Genomic DNA, 13,967 nt, shown 5'->3' on the forward strand with positions numbered 1-13,967 from the left:
ACTGGGACGCTCCCGGTTGGCGAGTGTACGACCGGCGTACTCGGCTACGCGTCGTCCAGTCGCTGGACCTCGTGGCGGCCGAACCCGTACCGGAGCCGATTGGCGAGGCGTCGGGAGAACCGTCCCTCGTCGGCCCGCGACCCGAACCGTTCCGAGAGTGCGGCGTAGATGAGGGGCAGCGGGACCTCCTGTGTGAGCGCCTCCTGGACCGTCCAGGTTCCCGTCGACCCGCCCTCGATGCGGTCGGCGACGGTGCCCAGTGCGACGCCTTCCTCCCGGAACGCCTCCTCGCAGAGTTCGAGGAGCCACGACCGGATGACAGCGCCGTTGTTCCAGACGCCCGCGACGGCTTCGAGGTCGAGGTCGTACCGTCCCTCGTGGAGCAGTTCGAACCCCTCGCCGTACGCCTGCATCAGCGCGTACTCGACGCCGTTGTGGACCATCTTCACGTAGTGACCCGACCCCGCCGGCCCCATCCGGGCGTGGCCGTCGGGACCCGTCGCCACGGCGTCGAGCACCGGGACGAGTTCCTCGTACGCCCACGCGGGACCGCCGACCATCAGCGAGAAGCCGAGTTCAGCGCCCGCAGGGCCGCCGGAGGTGCCACAGTCGAGGTACGCCGCGGGCGTCTCCTCGGCGCGGCGCACCGAGTCCTCGAAGTGGGAGTTGCCGCCGTCGACGACCACGTCGTCGTCGCTCAGGTGCGGTTCCAGTTCGGAGAGGGCGGCGTCGACGGCGTCGCCCGCGGGCACCATCAGCCAGATGCGTTTCTCGTCGTCGAGTTCGTCGGCCAGCGCGGCCAGCGAGTCCGCGGGCGTCGCTCCCGCGTCGGCCGCGTCCTCGCGAGCCGCTGCGTCGATGTCGAACGCCACCACGTCGTGGCCCGCGTCGAGCGTCCGGTCGACGACGATGCGGCCCATCCGTCCCAGACCGACGACTCCCAGTTGCATGGACGGGGCTTCGAAGGCGACAAGGTAGCAGTTGTGGTTCCGTCGCTCGGGTCGCCGACCGCGCGGTCAGAAGAGTGGCGGTCCGAAGAGTGGCGGTCCGTCGAACGCTATCGGTCCGCCGACCGGTTGCCGAGTTCCCCGACCCGCGTGGCGAGGTCCCGGACGAGTTCCTCCTGTTCGTGGGTGGTGTCCTCGATGTCGTCGAGGTCCTCGCTGACGGTCCGACTGCTGTCCGCGACGTCCTCGACCAGCGCGGTCACCTCGTTGACGCTCTGGGCCTGCTCGTCGTTCGCCTCGGCGACCTCGCGGATGCCGTTGGCTGCCTCGTCGACGCCGTCCGCGACCTCGTCCAGCGCCGAGAGCACGTCGTCGATCTCGTCGTCGGTGCCCTCTATCTGGTCGGTCGACGCCTCGACGGCCTCGATGGTCTCGGCCATCTCGTCCTGAACGGTCTCTATCTCGTCTCCGATGAGTTCGGTGTGTTCGCGGGTCTCCTCGGCGAGGCTCTTGACCTCGTCGGCGACGACGGCGAAGCCGGACCCGGCCTCCCCGGCGCGGGCGGCCTCGATGGACGCGTTGAGCGCCAGCAGGTTCGTCTGGTCCGCGATGTCGTCGACGACGTCCACCACGTCCACGACCGAGGCGATGCGGTCTTCGAGCGACCGGACCTGCGCGGCGAGCGAGTCGCCCGTCTCGACCATCTCCGTCATGGCCTCGCTGGCGGCCTCGCCCGACTGCTGGCCGACCGTCGCGGCCTCCTGTGCGCGGTCGGCCGCGGCCGCGACCTGCTGGGAACTGGCGGCGACCTCCTGCATCCCCGCGCTGAAGTTCTCCATCTCGCCGACGACGGCGTCCAGGTCGTCGCGCTGGTCGTCGACCTCGCCGGCGATGTCGCTCGTCCGCTCGACGGTCTCGTCGATGCGCGTCACGAGCGCCTCCGTCCGGCCTTCGACCTTCGCGACCGTCTCCTCGATGCTCTCGGCGGTCGCGTTGACGTGGTCGACGACGGCGACGAGGTCGTCGTCCAGCACGCCGTTGCCGTCGTACTGCGCGCGCGCCGAGAGGTCGCCCCCGCCGAGCGCGGACAGCGTCCCGTTGACCTCGGTGACGAGGTCCTCCATCGCGCTCTCGGTGGACATGTCCTGCACCAGTTCGACGACGCCGGTGAACTCCCCGTCGCGGTACGTCGGCGTGGCGGTGAACCAGATGTCGACCTCTTCGCCGTTCGCGTTCAGCATCGTCGACGTGTCCTCGTAGCGCGTGTACGACACGTCAGTCGAGCGGTTCACCTGGAACTCGGGGTGGCGGTGGGCGGACTCCGGCGCTTCGACCACCTTGTCCGCGAGGGTCTTCGCGCGGCGGCCGTCCTGGTAGAACGCCACGCTCACGTCCTGCGTCCCCAGTACCTCCTCGCGTGGCGTCCCGGTGAACCGCTCGGCCTCGCGGTTCCAGGCGCGGACCGTCCCGTCGACGTCGAGGACGAACACGACCGCCGGAACGGCGTCGAGGATGGTCTGTGCGTCGAGCGGGTTCGCTGGCGTGTCGTCGGACTCCTCGGGTGCGCCGGACGGACCCGACGACTGCGGCGAATCCGATACGTCGGCCCCCGCTCCTCGGGGACGGCCCCGTTCGGCCGCTGCGGCCCCGTCGCTCCGTGCGCGGTCGTGGCTTTCGGACCGCTCCGTCCCGTTCGTTCCGACTGACTCGTCCGTCCCTTCCCGGCCGTCTCTGCCGTCCGCACCGTCCGCACGTCCGTCGTGGTCTCGTTCGGTCACATCACCTGTGCTCATGACCAGACCTGTCGGATAGGACTAAAAGAATCTGCTGTAACCATTATCGACTGTGATATTTAGCGTCGTAATCACGACCGTCCGACAGTTAGGTGTGAAGGTAGTCACAGCGATGGCTTCGACCGAGTTCGTACTCCCGAGTGAGCCACTAGTACGCGCTCGACAGCACACGACGCACCGCGTCTGCCGTATCGGGTCGGCTAGCGTCCCGACGTGAGGACTCACACATCTGTCAGACCACAATCATGACTGGAGACTCCTGTCAGTCTAGAAATGTGCGAAATCTTAATAGATATCCCCCGGTTGTAGAGGATGGACGCGCTCTCCGCCCCCTGGTATCACAGTGGCGAAGAAGGTGGAAGAGTTTCGTCATGCTCCGTGGCGAGCGCGTCTGCCCACACGACGGTCGAGAACGACCGTTTCGAGTGCCTCTGACAGCCTCAAACGTCGTCGCGTGGGCTGCCAGCACCGTTCTCGTGCTGGCTTCTTTCGACGACATCCCTTACACAGGAGCACCCGCTCTCCGCCCGCAGCGCAGTGACCGCCTCGGGCCGGGTCGGGACCGCGGTCCGCCGTGTCGAGTAGCGGTCGCTGGTCGAGTCCGCTCGCCGGTCACGCCGTCGTCGCCGCATCGTTCCCGAGCGCCGACGGTAGCGGTGGCCGGGTGTCCGACGGTCAAAAAGCAGGCAGCGTGAACGTCTCGGTAGACGGCCGCCCGACGCTACCGAGCGGGGCATTCATCGGCTGCTGTCGCGCGTTCGACCGCTAGTCTGCACTCCTCACGGTCGACTTCTGGTCGAGGTCGCGTTCCACCGCTTCGAGTTCCATCGCCGACTCGGTGAGCGTGTAGCGCTCACCGTCGACGCTCTCGACGAGTCCCGCCGCCTCCAGACGAGGCAGGTGGACCTCGGCGAGGTCCTCGCGGAGGTCCTCGAACCGTGCCGACTCGACGTCCTCGACCCCGTGCTCGACTCCCCAGGCGAGCATGCGGTCGGTCAGGTCGTACACCGGTACCGGGTGGATGTGCGTCAGTAGGTCGTTCAGTACGAACCGACGGCGCACGTCGGCCAACACGGTTTTGTATTCTTGACTTTGTCTGTCCTCGGACAATCCGAGTTTGGTTGTTTTTCCATTTGTTCGTCCCCAGAATCATAAGTCACGTCAGATTGGTTAATACTAACGGCTGGCACACCAAGGCCTCAGTCTAGCAGCGCCGTCCGACGGACCGCGTTCGCGTAGATTCTCGCACAGCGCTCGACGACCGGAATCGAGACGCTCTCGGTCGCCGTGTGGGCCTCTCCCGGCTCCGACGCACCACACACCACGCACGTCGTCCCCGCCTGTGCGAGCCACCCCGCGTCGGTCGCGTGCGGTTTGCTCACCTGCCGAGGTGTCCGCTCCTGTTCCTCGTCGGCCGCGGCCAGCACCGCGTCGGCGAACCGTTCGTCGTCGCAGGCCATCGGCGGGAGGTCCTGGTCGACGGTCCACGAGACGCCCGGAACGTCCTCGACGCGTTCCAGCGGCGCGCGCTCGCCCGCGACGGTGCGTTCGTCGACGGTGAACGAACACGTCTCGGGAACCACGTTCCAGCCGCTTCCGCCCTCTATCTCCGTGACGGCGACGCTCCCGGACTGGGAGACGCCGAGCACCTCGGCCGACGGCACCTCGACTGCTCGGACGAGGTCGACCGCCTCTGCGGCCCGGTAGATGGCGTTCTCGCCGCGTTCGGGTTCGCTGGCGTGACAGGCTCGCCCGCGTGCGGTGACGGTACTCCCACGGCGACCCTTGTGAGCGATCACGACGTCTGTGACGCCCGGCGTGGCGTAGCTCGTCGACCCCTCGCCCACGATGGCGTAGTCGGGCGCGAATCCCTCGTCGATGGCGTGGCGCGCGCCCACGCCACCGACCTCCTCTCCGCGGAAGGAGGCGAACGTACACGGCACGTCGACGTCGCGGAAGGCGACCATCGCGGCCGCCACGGAGCCTTTCATGTCGGCGCTCCCCCGGCCGAACAGTCGTGACTCCTCGTCGCCCGCTCCGTCGCTCCTCTCGACCGTTCGCTCCTCGACGACGTACCCTCCCGACTCGTCGACCTGCGACGGGTCCGGTGCGACCACGTCGTGGTGCCCGACGAGCGCGACTCTGTCGGCGGCGTCCGCGTCGCCCCGACGCGCCACGACGCCCGCCCCCTCGGGGTCGTGGCTGACGGTCGCGTCGGTGTTGTCGCGCAACCAGTCGGCGACGACCTCGCCGACGGCCGACTCGTCGTCGTGACTCGGCGTGGCGACGAGTCGGCGGGTGAGCGCGACGGCGTCTGCTCCCGTGTTCGCGTCCGTGTCCATGTCCGTCGCTCGCGCTCGGGCGTCGAAAGCGCTCCGACCCGCGACGCACCCCGACTCGCACAGTCCCGCCCCTGTACTCACGCAGTCCCGCCCGTGGAGAGAGCCAACGAATACCACGGAGTACGGCCGCCGACACGTCGCGTTACGTACCCTTATCAGGCCCGCCGTCCGAACGGACTGTATGAACGTCGTTCCGGACACGAGCGTGGTCGTCGACGGCCGCGTGTCCGAGCGTGTCGAAAGCGGTGCCTTCGCCGACGCGACGGTGTACGTCCCCGAAGCCGTCGTCGGCGAACTCGAAGCGCAGGCGAACTCCGACCGCGACATCGGCTGGCAGGGCCTCCAAGAGCTCCAGCGCCTGGCCGACCTCGCGGACGACGGACGAATCGACGTCGAGTTCGTGGGTCGACGAGCGAACACCGAGGAGATAGAGCGCGCCCGAGCGGGCGCCATCGACGCCCTCATCCGCGACGTGGCCGCCGACTACGACGCCACGTTCGTCACCAGCGACATCGTGCAGGGCGAGGTGGCGAAGGCCCAGGGCCTCGACGTCGAGTACCTCGAACCGTACGACGAGGAGATCGGCGAGCTCGCCCTCGAGTCGTACTTCGACGACGAGACGATGTCGGTCCACCTGAAGACCGGCGTGCGCCCGATGGCCAAACGCGGGGACGTCGGCGCGGTGCGCTACGAACCCATCGCCGAGGAGGCACTCGACGAGGAGACGATGCGCGACTACGTCCACGACGTCCGCAACGCGGCGGACGCCGACGACGAGGGGTTCACCGAACTCTCCGAACCGGGGATGACCATCGTCCAGTTCCGCAACTACCGCATCGCCATCGCCGAACCGCCGTTCTCCGACGGCGTCGAGATAACCGCCGTCAGGCCGGTCGTCAAGACGACGATGGCCGACTACGACTACAGCGAGGAGATCGAAGAACGCCTGCTGGACCGCCAGCGCGGCGTCCTCATCGCCGGGGCACCGGGTGCCGGGAAGTCGACGTACGCGCAGGCCGTCGCCGGGTTCCTCTCCGAGGCGGACTACTCCGTGAAGACGATGGAGAAACCCCGCGACCTGCAGGTCGACGCGGGCATCACCCAGTACACGGAACTCGACGGGGACATGGACAAGACCGCCGACGCCCTGCTGATGGTGCGCCCGGACTACACCGTCTACGACGAGGTCCGCAAGACCGACGACTTCCGGACGTTCGCCGACATGCGCCTCGCGGGCGTCGGGATGGTCGGCGTCGTCCACGCGACCCGCGCCATCGACGCGCTCCAGCGACTCATCGGCCGGGTCGAACTCGGGATGATTCCCCAGGTCGTCGACACGGTGGCGTACATCGAGGCCGGTGACGTCGAGACCATCTACGACGTCGCGACGGAGGTGAAGGTCCCCCACGGCCTGATGGAGGAGGACCTCGCCCGCCCGGTCATCGTCGTCTCCGACCACGAGACCCAGCGCCCGGCGTACGAGATATACACCTTCAACCGGCAGGTCGTCACCGTCCCCCTCGACGACGCCGACGGCGAGGACGAGACGGGCGTCGACCGCCTCGCCCGCAACGAGATCGAGCGAGAAGTCCGCTCGGTCGCCCGCGGTCACGTGCAGGTCGAACTCCAGAGCCAGAACCGCGCCGTCGTCTACGTCGAGGAGGACGACATCTCCTACGTCATCGGGAAGGGCGGCGGCCGCATCGACCAGATAGAGGACTCGCTGGGCATCGACATCGACGTGCGGACGCTCGACGAGCGACCCGACCACCACCGGAGCACCGGCGGCGCTGGCGGGGCCGGTGGTTCGGGGGGAAACGACAGTAGGGTGAGCGAGGGGCCGGGCCACGCCGGCGAGGTCGTCACACCCGAGATAACCTCCCGACACATCATCGTCCCCGTGGAGGGCCGAGGCGGCGAGACCGTCGAGGTCCGCGCCGACGGCGAGTACCTGTTCACCGCGACCGTCTCGCGAGGCGGCGAGATTCAGGTCTCCCGTGGCAGCGCCATCGCCGAGGAGATGGAGCAGGCCATCGACCGCGGCCAGCAGGTGACGGTCGTCCCGTCCTGAGACGACGGGCACTCCTCTTTCCGCCCGCTTCACTCCCCGAACAGCGACGCGAACGTCGTCACCTCGACGCCGCGGTCGCGGGCCGCGTCGACGACCCACCCGACGCGCTCGGGCGGGACCGACTCCCACGCGCTGTGGCCAGCCAGCACGCCGACACCGCCCGTCTCGGCCACCGCGTCGAGGTACTCGCCGAGTTCGACCCTCGTGAGGTGCGTCGTCTCCAGGTAGTACCGTCGGAGGTTCGTCGGGTCGGTCCCCGGCGGGTTCGGTAGCGAGCGGACCGCGGCGTTGGCGAGCACGTCGTACGCCTCGCGGACGGCCCGCCACGCCCGCACGTCGGCCGCGCCGTACGGGAGGACTAACGTCGTCGGGTCGTGACCGAGGTCGGCGAGTCCTTCGCGCGCGCCGCGGACTTCGTCGTCAACGACCGACGCTTCGGGCCTGACGACCGCCTCCCCCGCATCGAACGACCGAGAGAGCGGCGTCTCGACCGCAATCGTGCCCCCCTCGTCGGTGGCGGTCACGCTTGCGACCTCGACGGTCTCGCTCGTCTCGCCGTCGGTCACCTCGTAGCGGTCGCCGGCGAGCGTCCCGTGGCCGTCGGCGTGCACCTCCCCCGAGACGTGGAGTCGGTCGTCGCCGGACGCGGCGTCACGACGGAGGTGGTGGGCCTGCAGGTGGCGGTGTCGTCGGCCGTGGGCGGCGAGTTCGTGGCCCGCGTCGGCGAGTTCGTCGAGTCGTTCGGCGTCGAGGTGGCCCGGTTCGCCGACCCACGTCGGGACGATGGCGAACACCGCGGGGACGTCCCGGTCGGCCAGCACCGGGCGTATCTGGTCGAAATCCTCCGCGTAGCCGTCGTCGAACGTCAGCACGAGGCGACCGCCGGAGTCACGCTGTCCGGTGCTCATGCGTGGCCCACCGAGCGAACCCACATTATCGTGCGGTGTCGGAGACTGGCTCTCGAACCCGCCGGTGGGCTCGGGTCGTCGGCTTCTCCGCGACCACGATCTCCGCGGCGTGTTCGTGGGGCGTGTCGTCCGAGTCGTCCTCGAACACCAGTTCTCGCTCGTCGAGTATCTTCCACCCGTCGTAGTACGACCGGAGTTCGCCTGGCTGGTAGAACCGCTCCTCGTCGGTCCAGTCGGGCGGCGTCGGCACGTCGGGGTGGTCGACGAACGCGAAGACCACGTGGACGCCACCGGGCCTCGTCGCGTCTCTGAAGTGCGCGAACTGCTCGGTGCGGTTCTCTGGACGAACGTACTGCACCGCGCCACAGGAGTACAGCAGGTCCACCGGCTCCGGGAGGGTCAGGTCGTTCGCGTCGGCTTCGAGCGTCCGTATCGAGACGCCTCGCTCCTCGGCGAGTCGGTCGGCCTTCGCGAGGCCGTTCGGCGAGACGTCGGTCGCGTACACCTCGAACCCCTGTTCGGCGAAGAACACCGCGTCGCGACCCTCGCCCGCACCGACGTCGACCACGGTCGGCGCGGGGGAGCGGTCGGGGACGTACCCGGCGGCCTCGTGCGCGAGGTCGTTCGGCGTCGTCCCCCAGTAGTACTCCTCGCGGCCGTAGCGTCGTTCGCGCTCGTCGAACTCCATCGCCGCGCCGCTACTCGGCGTCCACTGTTGAACAGTCCGGTCCGATGGAGGGCGAGCGACGAAGCGCAGAGAACTGTCGGAGAGGTGAGTCGCTCGACTACGCCGACGACGAGGGGCGACCGGCGCGTTCGATGACGGACGGCGACACCTCGATGGGGCAGTCGAGGCGGAGGGCGAGTGCGATAGCGTCGCTCGGGCGAGCGTCGAACGAGAGGTTCCGGCGCTCGCCGTCGCGGTACTGCTCGGTCTCGATCTTCGCGAAGAAGGTGACCTCGGAGAGGTCGTCGATGCGGACGCGGTCGACGGCAGCGCCGAACTCGGTGGTCATCTCCAGCAGCAGGTCGTGGGTGAGCGGGCGCTCGAACGACCCACCTTCGAGTGCGAGGCGGATGGACTGCGCCTGGTCGTCGCTGACGAAGATGGGAACCACGGACTCGCCGACGTCGAGCATCACGACGGGGGTCCGGTCGCCACCGTCGTCGACGCTCACGCCGACGCCGCGGACCGTGGCATCTGGTGACATAGTAGCGTATTCACCAACCGGGTATGTAAGGTTAGCCCCTGTACAGTATACCGTGGATTCACGTCCTCAAACGGGGGTCAGTATCGGTTCGGCGACGCTCTCCGAATCGGTTTCGTTCTACGTGGTCCGACAGGAATATATCCACGTCGTCGGTGACTCGCCGAACCGGGCGGCGAGTGTGTCCGTTGTGAACAGTTGTAAAACCGAAACGGGCGGCATCCCTTTACGCCCGCCCCGAGTTTCCGAGCCTATGGGCACGTACATGGCGTTGGTCGACGTGGTCGAGTCGCGCGTGCAGAACGCCCAGGAACTCGCGAGCGTCTGGGGCGACCTCCGCAACGACATCGCGGACGTGGGTGGCGAGATGAAGGACGCCTACGCCATCCTCGGGGACCACGACTTCCTCATCCTCTTCGAGGCCCCGGACCACGAGACGGCGCTCCAGATATCCATCGTCATCGAACGCCGCGGCCTCGACATGCAGACGCACGAACTGCTCCCGGTCGACGAGTTCGGGTCGCTCGTTCAGGACGTCTGAACCGCACCGCTACGGCCGTCTACGCGCCGTGCGAACGGCCGAGGCGCGTCGTTTTTCCCGTTGCGGACCCGACGGCCGATATGGCCACGGAGTTCACCGTCTCGCGCAAACTGGCGAGTCTCTACATCGCCCCGTTCGTCCTCCTCGGCCTGGCCGACATCGCGCTGTTGCTCTTCTGGGGGCTCGACCCGCTCTGGGGGTTCATGATCCTCCCCCCGATCCTCTTCATCAGCGTCATCGGCTGGATAGCCATCCGAACCGGGTTCGCCCGCGACCGGGTCGACGACGAGGAGGAGACCGGCGTCGACGAGGAACTCGCCTGAGCGACGAAGAGCAACCACATCAGTTCGACTGCTGGTGTCCGATCTCTCCACCACCCTGAAAGCCGAGGGAGAGATACCAACAGCCACACGGCCTCAGCCTTGCGGCACGACTCTTGGTCCGTGAGACTTGTCCGTGAACTCGGCTTCGAACCCGTCTGGGTAGGCGGTGAATCCGCCGTTCGGCGTCACTGTTCCGGACTTCAGGGCGAGTTGGCCGTCGCCCGTCCGCCGAGACGACTGTTGGCCTCGACGGACGTACCGCAGTCCGATGTTCTTCGCCGCGTTGTAGTCGGCGTTCGCTTCAGACCCACAGTTCTGACACAGGAATTCGTCGCGCGTTGGTCGGTTCTCGTCACCGATGAACTGGCACTCCGAACACTGCTTCGACGTGTACGATGCGTCGACCTTGCGCACCGCGATGCCGGCTGATTCGGCCTTGTACTCGACGAATTCGCACAGTGTTCGAAACGCCCACCTGTGCCCCCACGTTGCAGACGTTCGTTCCCGGATGTGGGTCAAGTCTTCGAACACGATGACGTCACAGTCGTACCGTCGAGCTTCAGCGACGATGACGTTCGATGCACTGTGGACGACATCACGAACGTGCCGAAGTTCACGGCCACTCGACCGTTCGAGCGTCCGACGTGCGCTTCGGGAACCGGTTTGCTGGAGCCCCGACCGAACGTTCTCGAATTCGTGGATATAGTGAGCCAGTTCTCGCCCGCTGAAGAAGGACGCTGTGCTGGTGACAGCGAGGTTCTCTACACCGAGGTCGACCCCGAGGACCGTTCCGTCCTCGGTGGTATCACGCTCGGTATCGGTCTTGTGACGACGGAATCCGATGTGCAAGAAGAACTCGCCGTCACGAATCGTCAGCGTACTCTCGGTGACTCGCCAGCAGTCGGAATCGAGGTACTGTCGCTGATAGCCATCGTCGTCCTCTGGGAGGGCCAACTGGCATTGAACGCGACTCTCCGTCGTCGAGAGCGACACCGTTTCGTCGTCGAAGAAGGTCATCGTCCGACTGTCGTATCTGGCAGTCGGTGCGGTGAACCGGGGTTTGCTCGCCTGTCGGCCGTTCGAGCGACGCTCGACGCAACTGGAGATGGCCTGAGCGGCGTGATGAGTCGCGAGAACCGCGTGTTGACTACCCAGCCCCGTCTGCTCGCGGATTGTGTCGTAAGCGAGTGGTTGTACGTCGCTCTTCGTGTGGTAGTTCCCCCATGCCATGTCCGTGGCGAGTTGGCAACCGTGCTTCCACTCCGAAATAGTGGCTTCGAGCAGTTCGCGTTGCTGAGCAGAGACAGAGAGGCGGGTTATCGCGGTTCGACGCACGTACTCGTCGGCCACAGAGACGATAAAAGCTCGATTCGGTATAAAATCGCGGACAGTAGCGAGATTCACGAATCACTACGCTACCGTTCGAGACCTTCCGAGGATGAGAGTTGGACTACGCCCGAACGTGCTCGCTTCGCTGCGCGCGTCCGGTCTCGTTCAAATCTCACGTGAGCGTCTCGCTGCACGGACGACTCGCTACGCTCACGGCTCCGCCGTCGCGTCCGAGGCCGCACGCGGCCTCGCTATCGCTCGTCAGGTTGTGTCGCGAAGAGCGCCGAGGATGAGATTTGAACTCATGTGTCCGTGAGGACAGCAGATTTCGAATCTGCCGCCTTGGCCAGGCTAGGCTACCTCGGCTCACCCGACAGTTCAGCGTCGTCCACTTAGTCCGTTTCGGTTCACCGTGAGGGCGTGACGGGGTGCCATGCGGTAGGTTCAAACCGGGCGACACTAACGCCCCTGCATGGACATCGAGACGGCCGCCGCGGAGTGTGCGTCGGTCACCGATTCCGTGCTGTCGGGCGTCATCGCCGACGAGACGTTCGTCGAGCGCATCCTCCTCGGCGTGCTCGGCCGGGGGCACGTCCTGCTGGAGGACGTCCCCGGCACCGGCAAGACGCTCACCGCTCGCAGCGTGGCGACCGCCCTGGGACTGTCGTTCTCCCGCGTGCAGTTCACCCCCGACCTCCTCCCCTCCGACGTCACCGGGACGCACGTGTTCAACGAGAAGGACCGGGAGTTCGAGTTCCAGCCCGGCCCGATCTTCGCGAACGTCGTCCTGGCCGACGAGATCAACCGCGCGCCGCCGAAGACGCAGGCCGCGTTGCTGGAAGCGATGGAGGAACACCAGGTCACCGTCGACGGCGAGACGCGCCCGCTCCCGGACCCGTTCTTCGTCATCGCGACGCAGAACCCCGTCGAGCAGGAGGGGACGTTCCCGCTGCCCGAGGCGCAGATAGACCGCTTCACCGTCAAGACCTCCATCGGCTACCCCGACCACGGCGGCGAGGTCGAACTCCTCCTGCGCCGGATGGGCCGCGAGACGCGGAGTCCGAACGTCGAGACGGTGCTCGACGAGGCGTCGGTGACGGAACTGCGGACCGTCCCCGAGTCGGTCCGCGTCGAGGACGACCTGCTCGACTACATGGTCGACATCGCCCACGGGACCCGAACCGACCGGCGCGTCGAAATCGGCGTCTCGCCGCGCGGGACCCAGCGCCTCTTCGAGACGGCACGGGCACAGGCCGTCCTCGACGGCCGGGACTTCGTCACCCCCGACGACATCAAGGATATCGCACAGCCCATCCTCGCGCACCGACTCGTCCTCACGCCGGACGCGAAGGTCGAGAACGTGAACAAGCGCGACATCGTCGCGGACGTGCTGAACTCGGTCGAAGTGCCGACCATCTGAGCGGGGCAGCGCCGCACCGACCCCCGACGCTTCCGCCCGCTCAGAACGACGGCAGCACTTCTTCTTCGTAGAAGTCGAGCGCCGCCTGCTGGTCGTCGCCGATCTGGTGGACGTAGACGTGGTCGTAGCCCGCGTCGACGCTCTCCTGGATGCTGTCGATGTGCTGCTGGGCGTCGTCACCGAGCATGATGCTGCTCTCGCGCATGTCCTCTTCGCTCACCATCTCGCAGGCCTGCTCGAAGTGCGTCGGCGTCGGGAGGTGCGCGTTCAGTTCGCCGGGGAGCGCGCTGTTGGGCCACTGCTGGTGGGCCGTCCGGGCGGCTTCGTCCTCGTCCTCGGCGACGCAGGCGTGGAGCTGCGTGTACCGCGGCCCCTCGCCACCCGCCTCCTCCCACGTCTCGACGACGTCCTGCGGGCCGACCGACCAGAAGCCGTCGCCGAACTCGGCGGCGGCGGCCGCGGCGCGGTCGCCGAACGCCGAGACGCAGATGGGCGGGTTCTCCTCGGGCAGGGTGAACAGCTTCGCGTTCTGCACGTCGTAGAACTCGCCGTGGAAGCTCGTCTGGTCGCCCGTCCACAGTTCGCGGATGACCTCGACTGCCTCGTCGAGCATCCGCAGGCGGACCTCGTGTTCGGGCCACTGGTCGCCGAGGACGTGTTCGTTGAGCAGTTCGCCGGTGCCGACGCCGAACACGAACCGGCCGTCGAACATGTCAGCGGTGGTCGCCGCCGCCTGCGCGAGGATGGCGGGGTGGATGCGCATCGTCGGGCAGACGACGCCGACGCCCACCTCGACGTCCTCGGTGACGGCGGCGACGCCGCCGAGCGTGCTCCAGACGAACGGGGACTCGCCCTGCTCGCCGACCCACGGGTGGAAGTGGTCCGAGATGGAGAGGAAGTCGAATCCGACCTCCTCGGCCCGGCGCGCCTGGTCGACGAGCGCCATCGGCTCGTGTTCCTCGCTCGACAGCGTGTACCCCAGTGACAGGTCGCTCATAGTGGAGCGTCTCGGGGAGCCACCGTATTCGGTCTGCCCGCAGGTGAAAGGGAGGGCGGAGACATTTCACTCACCGAGCCTCTGCGCA

Annotated in this window: 13 protein-coding genes and 1 tRNA gene; 4 read left to right on the top strand and 10 right to left on the bottom strand. The window is 67.4% G+C overall.

Going from position 1 to position 13,967, the window contains the following annotated elements; genetic code table 11:
• Window positions 1-44: 44 nt before the first annotated feature.
• From MX571_RS01380 to MX571_RS01395, 4 genes are all read right to left on the bottom strand, one after another.
• Window positions 45-950, bottom strand: coding sequence for a decarboxylating 6-phosphogluconate dehydrogenase (locus MX571_RS01380; protein ID WP_247413801.1), 906 nt, complete (start codon window positions 948-950; stop codon window positions 45-47).
• 107 nt (window positions 951-1,057) lie between these two features.
• Complete coding sequence (locus MX571_RS01385) at window positions 1,058-2,740, bottom strand: methyl-accepting chemotaxis protein (protein WP_247413802.1); 1,683 nt, start codon at window positions 2,738-2,740, stop codon at window positions 1,058-1,060.
• Between the two features lie 765 nt (window positions 2,741-3,505).
• A complete protein-coding gene (locus MX571_RS01390; protein WP_438267221.1) occupies window positions 3,506-3,814 on the bottom strand; it encodes a DUF7344 domain-containing protein in 309 nt (102 codons plus the stop codon).
• Between the two features lie 125 nt (window positions 3,815-3,939).
• A complete protein-coding gene (locus MX571_RS01395; RefSeq protein ID WP_247413804.1) occupies window positions 3,940-5,082 on the bottom strand; it encodes a M20 family metallopeptidase in 1,143 nt (380 codons plus the stop codon).
• A gap of 181 nt (window positions 5,083-5,263) precedes the next feature.
• Here MX571_RS01395 and MX571_RS01400 point away from each other — a divergent pair, with 181 nt between their 5' ends.
• Entirely contained in the window at window positions 5,264-7,153 is a 1,890-nt protein-coding gene (locus MX571_RS01400; RefSeq protein WP_247413805.1) for a PINc/VapC family ATPase, read from the top strand.
• Between the two features lie 29 nt (window positions 7,154-7,182).
• Here MX571_RS01400 and MX571_RS01405 read toward each other — a convergent pair whose 3' ends face one another.
• The 3 genes from MX571_RS01405 to MX571_RS01415 form a co-directional block, all read right to left on the bottom strand.
• A complete protein-coding gene (locus MX571_RS01405) occupies window positions 7,183-8,061 on the bottom strand; it encodes a polysaccharide deacetylase family protein (RefSeq protein WP_247413806.1) in 879 nt (292 codons plus the stop codon).
• Between the two features lie 25 nt (window positions 8,062-8,086).
• On the bottom strand, window positions 8,087-8,749 hold the full coding sequence (locus MX571_RS01410; RefSeq protein ID WP_247413807.1) for an SAM-dependent methyltransferase: 663 nt from the start codon (window positions 8,747-8,749) through the stop codon (window positions 8,087-8,089).
• A 97-nt stretch (window positions 8,750-8,846) separates the two neighbouring features.
• Complete coding sequence (locus MX571_RS01415; RefSeq protein ID WP_247413808.1) at window positions 8,847-9,272, bottom strand: bifunctional nuclease family protein; 426 nt, start codon at window positions 9,270-9,272, stop codon at window positions 8,847-8,849.
• Window positions 9,273-9,522: 250 nt separating this feature from the next.
• Here MX571_RS01415 and MX571_RS01420 point away from each other — a divergent pair, with 250 nt between their 5' ends.
• Window positions 9,523-9,810 (top strand): GYD domain-containing protein, encoded by a 288-nt coding sequence (locus tag MX571_RS01420; protein ID WP_247413809.1) that lies wholly within the window; start codon window positions 9,523-9,525, stop codon window positions 9,808-9,810.
• Window positions 9,811-9,890: 80 nt separating this feature from the next.
• Entirely contained in the window at window positions 9,891-10,133 is a 243-nt protein-coding gene (locus MX571_RS01425) for a DUF8142 family protein (protein WP_247413810.1), read from the top strand.
• 93 nt (window positions 10,134-10,226) lie between these two features.
• On the opposite strand, the gene MX571_RS01430 is transcribed toward MX571_RS01425, so the two are convergent.
• Both MX571_RS01430 and MX571_RS01435 read right to left on the bottom strand, forming a co-directional pair.
• Entirely contained in the window at window positions 10,227-11,483 is a 1,257-nt protein-coding gene (locus tag MX571_RS01430) for an RNA-guided endonuclease InsQ/TnpB family protein (RefSeq protein WP_247413811.1), read from the bottom strand.
• Window positions 11,484-11,743: 260 nt separating this feature from the next.
• A tRNA-Ser gene (locus MX571_RS01435) sits at window positions 11,744-11,828 on the bottom strand.
• A gap of 106 nt (window positions 11,829-11,934) precedes the next feature.
• Here MX571_RS01435 and MX571_RS01440 point away from each other — a divergent pair.
• Window positions 11,935-12,882, top strand: a complete 948-nt coding sequence (locus MX571_RS01440; protein ID WP_247413812.1) for an AAA family ATPase — start codon at window positions 11,935-11,937, stop codon at window positions 12,880-12,882.
• A 40-nt stretch (window positions 12,883-12,922) separates the two neighbouring features.
• Here the strand turns inward: MX571_RS01440 and MX571_RS01445 are convergent, their stop codons facing one another.
• Window positions 12,923-13,879, bottom strand: a complete 957-nt coding sequence (locus MX571_RS01445) for a TIGR03557 family F420-dependent LLM class oxidoreductase (protein WP_247413813.1) — start codon at window positions 13,877-13,879, stop codon at window positions 12,923-12,925.
• Between the last annotated feature and the right edge of the window lie 88 nt (window positions 13,880-13,967).

The sequence above is a fragment of the Halomarina salina genome (genome assembly GCF_023074835.1).
In the GTDB taxonomy this organism is placed as follows: Archaea; Halobacteriota; Halobacteria; order Halobacteriales; family Haloarculaceae; genus Halomarina; species Halomarina salina.